The 922-nt window shown below is 56.3% G+C and carries 1 pseudogene; it reads left to right on the top strand.

Annotated features, from left to right (window positions below):
• Positions 1–70 precede the first annotated feature (70 nt).
• Positions 71–922: pseudogene (locus tag AACR77_RS13220) on the top strand (IS3 family transposase); the annotation flags it as partial.

Genomic DNA, 922 nt, shown 5'->3' on the forward strand with positions numbered 1-922 from the left:
ATTGTAGTGGTCTAATCATCCCGGACACCGTTTTAGGTGGTACAGTCGCCACCATTATTTGAGGTGTTCAATGACAAGATTACGTCGCTCATTTACTGCCGAGTTCAAGCTGGAAGCCGCATCCCTGGTGCTCGACCAAGGCTATTCAGTCCCCGAAGCCAGCCGTTCACTGGATGTCGGCGAAACTGTGCTGCGTCGATGGGTTCAGCAACTTCAATCAGAACGAAGTGGCGCTACACCTGCTAACCGGGCGCTGACCCCTGAGCAGCAAAAAATTCAGGAGTTGGAAGCCCGCATCAACCGGCTTGAACGCGAAAAGGCCATTCTAAAAAAGGCTACTGCTCTCTTGATGGCGGACGAACTCGAACGTACGCGCTGATAGACCGATTAAGGGAGCAAGCCCCCACCACCCTGGTCTGTTGCACTTTCGGTATACCAACCGCCTGTTTTTACGACTATCTGGCTCGCAGGCGCACAATTAACCGTGAGCGGGTGCAGCAGAGAAGTGAGTTACGGTGTTTGTTCAAAGAGAGTAGAGGCTCAGCTGGCAGCCGGGCCTTGATGTCAATGATGCGGGCACTGGGGCATCAGATTGGTCGGTTCAAGGTGCGTCGCCTGATGAAGGAGGCCGGGCTGGTCTCCAAACAACCGGGAGCTCATCGTTATCAGGTCGCGCGGTCTGAACGACCGGATATTCCCAATCTTCTGGCGCGTGAATTTGATGTCCAGCAACCCAATCAGGTGTGGTGCGGCGACATCACTTACGTATGGGCAGGTGGCCGCTGGCATTACCTGGCCGCGGTGCTCGACCTCCACACCCGACGGGTCGTGGGCTGGGCGATGTCCGGCAGGCCTGATGCTGAGTTGGCCGTGAAAGCGCTCGACATGGCGTATCAGCAACGGGGCTGCCCGTCTACTGTGA

Source organism: Aeromonas sp. ZOR0002 (assembly GCF_963866995.1).
In the GTDB taxonomy this organism is placed as follows: domain Bacteria; phylum Pseudomonadota; class Gammaproteobacteria; order Enterobacterales; family Aeromonadaceae; genus Aeromonas; species Aeromonas caviae.